General features: G+C 55.8%; 4 protein-coding genes. 3 read left to right on the plus strand and 1 reads right to left on the minus strand.

Features of this window, described 5'->3' with window-relative positions; genetic code table 11:
• Window positions 1-56: 56 nt before the first annotated feature.
• Window positions 57-1,436 (minus strand): ATPase domain-containing protein, encoded by a 1,380-nt coding sequence (locus tag ACPLUI_RS09110; RefSeq protein ID WP_424659950.1) that lies wholly within the window; start codon window positions 1,434-1,436, stop codon window positions 57-59.
• A 242-nt stretch (window positions 1,437-1,678) separates the two neighbouring features.
• Between ACPLUI_RS09110 and acsA the strand changes: the two genes are divergently transcribed.
• From acsA to aspS, 3 genes are all read left to right on the plus strand, one after another.
• Complete coding sequence (gene acsA / locus ACPLUI_RS09115) at window positions 1,679-3,379, plus strand: acetate--CoA ligase (protein ID WP_424659951.1); 1,701 nt, start codon at window positions 1,679-1,681, stop codon at window positions 3,377-3,379.
• Between the two features lie 239 nt (window positions 3,380-3,618).
• Window positions 3,619-4,914, plus strand: a complete 1,296-nt coding sequence (gene hisS / locus ACPLUI_RS09120) for a histidine--tRNA ligase (protein WP_424659952.1) — start codon at window positions 3,619-3,621, stop codon at window positions 4,912-4,914.
• Window positions 4,911-6,692: an aspartate--tRNA ligase gene (aspS, locus tag ACPLUI_RS09125; RefSeq protein WP_424659953.1), complete on the plus strand. Its 1,782-nt coding sequence runs from the start codon at window positions 4,911-4,913 to the stop codon at window positions 6,690-6,692. Before hisS ends, aspS begins: the two co-directional genes overlap by 4 nt.
• Window positions 6,693-6,776 lie beyond the last annotated feature (84 nt).

Raw genomic sequence — 6,776 nt, forward strand, 5'->3', positions numbered from 1 at the left:
ACCCCTTTTCCAGCGTCTGGTCCAGTCCTTCTACACCAAAATAAGCCGGGTACATCTTACCAACCTCCTATACGGGGGAAGACCCGAATGCCAGAGGTGTTGATCTCCATCAGGTGGTTGCCCGTGACGTGGTTCACACCCCTCAATTTGTAAACTTCCAGATATCTAAATCGGCGGTTGTGAGAGAGGCTTGATTTAAGCAAAATAATTCCATGCATCATGGAACCGGCTATTGAACATACCGGGCTCTCTTCCATGGCTGGAAACAGAAGGAGGCTGGTGCAGCCCAGGTTGTTTAATTGTCTGACCAGGTAATATATTCTCTCTCTTATCAGTACCGGGTCCTGTAGCTGGCAAAACAACCCTGCCGGAGAATCAATAACCAGCCGCTGTATCCCCGTGGATTGCACCAGTTTTCCCAGTTCCACAATCATCTCGTCGATATCCGTTTCCACCATGGAACTATAAAGCACCTGTACTTTTTTCTCCTCATGGAGGGCATGCAGGTCCCAGCCGAAGCTATCTGCTGTGGCAAACAGCTGGGCCGGTGTTTCCTCCAGGGAGAGATAGAGCCCCTTCTCCCCGTATTTTCTGGCTCCTTCCACCAGGAACTGCAGCCCCAGTACTGTTTTCCCCGTACCGGAACTGCCGTATACACCCACAGAAATTGCCGGTGGAAAGCCGCCACCCGTTACTTCATCCAGGCCTGCCACGCCTGTCGGGATGCGGCAGCTTTCACCGGCACAGGGGCAGGCCCGGGACGGATCTTTCAAGGTAAAAATCTTAATCCCGCTCGAGGAAATTTTGAAGGTATGTTTGCCGGGGATATGTTCCTGGCCCCTGGATTTGACCACTTCCAGCTTGCGCTGCTTGCGCCAGTTGTCCCCGGAGCGGTTGTGAAGGTATATGACCGTGTCCACCACATACTCCTCAAAGTTGTGGCTGCGGCCATCACCTGTATCTCTTTCCTTGATGAGAAAGGCGGTCAGGCCCAGGCGGCGCAGTCCATTGCAGAAACTGTAAATCGCCTGGCGCAGGGCCAGGGGTTCACTGATCACATTGCGGAAATGGGAAATGCTGTCAACCACGATACGCCTGGCGCCTATTTCCCTGGCTACTTCTTCGACCAGGCCCTCCTGCGCGTCCAGCAGGAGTTCCGGTGAGGTACAGACTACCCGTAACTTGCCGGCCCTTTCCAGTGCCCGCAGGTGCCAGCCGAAATTCAGGGCGTCGCGGTAGATGGATTCCGGAAATTGTTCGCAGGTGATTACCAGGCCGCTTTCATCAAACTGCGTGATTCCCCGATAGATAAACTCCAACCCGAAGGTGGTTTTGCCGGCTCCCGGAGGACCATCAATAAGTACCATGTTACCCCTTAGAATACCACCTAAAAAGAGTTCATCCAATCCTTCAATTCCTGTTTCTACAATTTCCAAATTTCATGACCCCCCTTTCTTACTCTCTTTAAACTCTCTTTTATGTAACTTTATGTAACTTTTTTATTAATTCGCTGCCCGTAACCAGGATCCTTTCCCGTTCAGAATCGCTAAAATTTTAAAAAACCCCATTTTCGCGATATTTACAATATTAAGACGAGCAGGAAAATTGAGATTAAAGAAGAACTCTTCAGACAGGTGTGAGCAATAATATGGAAAAGAGAAAGGGGAGGGGAATGCTCATGAAGATTATTCCTGCCCTCTCGGGGGAACACAATCTGAAGGACTATGCCCGGGCCAGGGAAGAGTTTGATTTTCGCGACGTGGAGAAAGAGTTCAGCTGGTTTGCTACCGGACGGGTAAATATCGCTTACGAAGCCGTGGACCGCCAGGTGGAAGAACGGGGTTTGGGGCAACAGGTTGCCCTATACTTCGAGGCGGGGGACAGGCGGGAGGAATATACCTTTGGCAGCCTGCAGAGGGAGGCGGCCCGGTTTGCCGCGGTTTTAAAAAAATACGGTCTGCAAAAGGGTGACCGGCTGGGTATTTTTATGCCCCGCAGCCCGGAGCTTTACGTCAGCTTTTTAGGAGCTGCCAGGCTGGGGGTCGTGGTTGTACCTCTCTTTGAGGCATTTATGGCTGAAGCCCTGAAGGACCGCCTGGGGGACTGCGGGGCGGTGGCCGTAGTAACCACTCCCGAACTTTATCCCCGCCTGCCCCTGGAACAGTTGCCGGCCTTAAAACATGTTTTTGTGGTTGGGGAAAACGTTCCGGCCGGTACGCTGGACTGGCACGGGGAAATGTCCCTGGTTGCGGAAACGCCACCCATGGAATGGGTGGGCAGGGAGCATCCTTTGTTTATCCTGTATGCATCCGGGGCCGACGGCAGGGCCCGGGGGCTGGTTCATGTGCACAACATCATGGTCGGTCTGTTGATCACCGGCCGTTGGGTGCACGACCTGCGGCCCGGCGACGTTTACTGGTGTACCGCAGATCCGGGTTGGATTACCGGCATTGCCTACGGTTTCCTGGCACCCTGGCTGCTGGGGATTCCGGTAGTGGTGCGGGGGGGCCGGTTTAACGCTGAAGATTGGTGTGCCACCCTGGCCAGATACCGGGTCTCGGTGTGGTACAGTGCCCCTACGGCCTTCCGCATGATCATGTCCGGGGGTGAGGATCTGTTGTCACGGTACGATTTAAGCTGCCTCCGCCATATCCTGAGTGTGGGTGAACCCCTCACTGAAGAAGTCCTGGAATGGAGTCTGGAAAAACTGGGTCAACCCATCTACGATACCTGGTGGATGAGCGAGACAGGTATGAACATGATCTGCAATTACCGCTGCATGCCCGTTAAAGCGGGCTCCATTGGTCTGCCCTTCCCGGGGATCGAAGCGGCCGTGGTGGATGATGAAGGCCGGGAACTACCCCCGGGCAAGATCGGCAATCTGGCCATTCGCGCGGGATGGCCGGCCCAGTTCCGGGCGGTGTGGAATGACCCGGCGCGTTACGAAGAATATTTCCGCCACAAACCATGGTTTATCTCCGGTGACGCCGCATACAGGGATGAGGACGGCTACTTCTATTTCCAGGGGCGGCTGGACGGCGTGATCAATACTTCCGGAGAACGGGTGGGCCCCGCGGAGGTGGAAAGCAAACTGGAGGAACACCCGGCAGTGGCCCGGGCCGGGGTGGCCGGAAAACCCGACAAATTGCGGGGGGAAATCGTTAAGGCTTTTGTTGTCCTTAATCCCGGTTATACCTGGTCTGCCGAACTGGCTGCGGAGTTGCGTGAGTTTGTCAGGTCGGGCCTGGCGGCCCACGCCGCACCCCGGGAGTTTGAAGTCAGGGAATACATCCCCCTCACCAGGGACGGCCGGGTGGACCACCGGGTACTGCGGGAGTGGGTGCTGGGATTGGGTGGCAATCAGGGTGGTAATCAGTAATCATATCCGCAGTGCCTTGAAAAGCAAGGGGATTTGAGCTGGAGAAGCCAGGGAGTGTCCTGTGTTCTCGTGAGCGGGTCCCGCTTTACCGGGATGGTTTTGCATGCAGGTTTTTTCGGGTATGGTTGACAAAACTTTTCCTTTTGCATACAATGAAGGGCAGAAAGTTACGGGAAATGCTCCCGTCCCGGCTGGGCGGGAGTTTATTCTGTTTTCAAGTTTTGAAAGGAGGGGAAGCCATGTTAACCACCCGACCCCGGGGGACCAGTGATATATTACCCGGTGAGGTTGAAAAGTGGCAGTACCTGGAACAGGTGATCCGGCGGCTCTGCCGGGAGTACGGTTACTCCGAAATACGCACGCCTATCTTCGAGCATACAGAGCTTTTTGAGCGGGGTGTGGGGGAGACCACCGATATTGTTCAGAAGGAAATGTACACTTTCCTCGACCGGGGAGGGCGTAGCATTACTTTAAGGCCCGAGGGAACCGCCGCGGTTGTACGTGCCTACCTGGAGAACAAGCTGTATGCCGGACCCCAGCCGGTGAAACTCTACTACGTCGGCCCCATGTTTCGCTATGACCGCCCCCAGGCCGGGCGTTACCGCCAGTTCCACCAGCTCGGGGTGGAGGTTCTGGGTTCCAACGACCCGGCTCTTGATGCCGAGGTTGTAGCCATGGCCATGGACCTTTATGAACGGTTGGGTTTGAGGGACCTGGAACTGCATATCAACAGCGTGGGTTGCCCCCGCTGCCGCCCGGTGCTCAGGGAAAAACTCCAGGATTTTTTCCGTGCCCGGCTGGACAGGCTCTGTGACAATTGCCGGGAGCGGCTGGAACGCAATCCCCTGCGTATTCTGGACTGCAAGGAGGAAGGCTGTCGTGAGGCTGGTCAGGGAGCTCCAACATCTGTGGAAAATCTCTGCCCGGAGTGCGGCGAGCATTTTCAAGCAGTATTGAAGAACCTGGACAATCTGGGGGTTGCTTACACGGTGGACCACAGCCTGGTACGCGGGCTGGACTATTATACACATACAGCTTTTGAAGTTATCGCCCGGGGTATTGGGGCCCAGAATTCCATTGGAGGAGGGGGACGCTATAACGGTCTCGTTAAAGAGTGCGGCGGCTCCGACATCCCGGGGATTGGCTTTGCCCTGGGCCTGGAGCGCATCCTTCTTACCATGGAACAGCAGGGTGTGACCTTTCCCCGGTTCCCGAAACTCCAGGTTTTCCTGGCTACAGCCGATGCAGCAGCTCAGGACCAGGCTTTAGTGATAGTTCAGAAACTGCGGCGGGAAGGGCTGGCCGCCGACAGGGATTACCTGGGGAGGAGCTTGAAGGCTCAAATGAAATATGCCGGCAAACTCGAGGTCGGCCTGGTGGCCATCCTGGGGAGCGACGAGCTCAAGCGGGGGGTGGTAACCCTGCGGGATATGACCACAGGCAGCCAGGAAGAGGTGCCCCTGGAGCACCTGGCGCAAGAGATCAGGCAGCGTTGTTCTGAAGCCAATTTAGCTGAAGGGGAGTATCGTGAATGATCGAGACCATGCAGGGTTTGAAACGTACCCATCACTGCGGCCTGCTGCGTCGTGAGCATGCCGGGCAGACAGTGGTATTAATGGGTTGGGTGCAGCGCCGCCGGGATCACGGGGGGCTGATCTTTATTGACCTGCGAGATCGTTCCGGCCTGGTGCAGGTGGTTTTTAGCCCCGACCGTGCCGGTGATGCTTTTTCAAAAGCTGGAGCTGTACGCACCGAGTACGTCCTGGCCGTGGTGGGGCAGGTGGAGCCGCGTCCCGCCGGTACGGAAAACCCGAACCTGGCCACCGGTGAGATTGAGGTGGTGGCCAGGGACATGCGCATTTTAAACCCGGCCAAAACTCCACCCTTCTACATCGAGGACGGGGTGGATGTGGATGAAAACGTGCGCCTGCGCTATCGTTACCTGGATCTGAGGCGTCCCGAAATGCAGCAGGCTCTCATTCTAAGGCACAGGGCGGCCAAAGCGGTGCGGGATTTCCTGGATATGCATGGCTTTGTGGAGATTGAAACTCCCATGCTTACCCGGAGTACTCCCGAAGGTGCCAGGGATTTCCTGGTGCCCAGTCGTTTGAACCCGGGGCGCTTTTATGCTCTTCCCCAGTCACCCCAGCTATTCAAGCAGATCCTGATGGTGGCTGGGATGGAGCGTTATTTCCAGATCACACGTTGTTTCCGTGACGAGGATTTGAGGGCTGACCGCCAGCCCGAATTTACACAGATCGATATTGAGATGTCCTTTGTGGATGTGGACGATGTGCTGGATCTGATGGAGGAAATGATGGTTTACCTGTTCCGGGAAACCATCGGCGTGGAGGTACTCCGTCCATTTCCCCGGTTATCCTACCAGGAGGCCATGGATCGTTTCGGCAGCGACAAGCCCGACACGCGCTTCGGGATGGAATTGAAGGACGTTACCGATGTTGTGGCAGGTTGTGGTTTCAAGGTTTTTGCCTCCGCGGTCGCGGCGGGAGGTCGGGTGAAGGGAATTAACGCCAAAGGCTGCGCCCATTTCAGCCGGAAGGATATTGATGAATTAACCGCCTTTGTGGCCAATTACCGTGCACGTGGCCTGGCTTACTTTTTCGTTACCCCTGAAGGGGTTAAGTCTCCCATCGCCAAGTTTTTTACCGGTGAGGAAATGGATGCTATTCTGGACCGTCTGGAGGCCGAACCGGGAGATCTGCTGCTTTTCGTGGCGGACCAGCCGGCGGTTGTGGCGGCTTCCCTGGGTGCGTTGCGTGTACACCTGGCCAGAAGGCTCGACCTGATTCCCGCGGATACTTTTAACTTCCTCTGGGTGGTGGATTTCCCCCTCCTGGAATATGACGAGGAGGAAAAACGTTTTGTTGCCGTACATCACCCCTTCACTTCCCCGCGTGAGGAGGATATTCCTCTCTTAAAAACGGAGCCGGGGCGGGTGCGTGCCCGGGCCTATGACCTGGTATTAAACGGCATGGAGGTGGGTGGGGGTAGTATCCGCATTCACCGCCGGGATGTGCAGGAGCAGATGTTCGCTGCGATCGGGTTGAGTCCCGAAGAAGCCCGGGAGAAATTCGGGTTTATGCTGGAAGCTTTTGAATACGGTACGCCTCCTCACGGCGGCATCGCCTTTGGTTTCGACCGGCTGGTCATGCTTATGGCCGGCAAGAAAACCATCCGGGACGTGATAGCCTTCCCCAAGACCCAGAGTGCCACAGACCTGATGACACATGCGCCCGGAGAGGTTTCTCCGGAGCAGTTGAAGGAGCTGCATATCGCGGTGCCTGGCACTTAACTTATTAACTTATCGAGCCCGACGACACAGATAACCACAAGGCACTTGCCAAGGGCCCCGGTTTGTGTTAACATAATAGCTGCA

Origin of the sequence: Desulfofundulus sp. (assembly GCF_049701015.1) — a bacterium.
Lineage (GTDB): Bacteria > Bacillota > Desulfotomaculia > Desulfotomaculales > Desulfovirgulaceae > Desulfofundulus.

Bases quoted from the DNA above. Each gene is read 5' to 3' on its own strand.
- acsA (WP_424659951.1), top strand. From the start codon at position 1,679: ATGAAGATTATTCCTGCCCTCTCGGGGGAACACAATCTGAAGGACTAT.
- hisS (WP_424659952.1), top strand. From the start codon at position 3,619: ATGTTAACCACCCGACCCCGGGGGACCAGTGATATATTACCCGGTGAG.
- aspS (WP_424659953.1), top strand. From the start codon at position 4,911: ATGATCGAGACCATGCAGGGTTTGAAACGTACCCATCACTGCGGCCTG.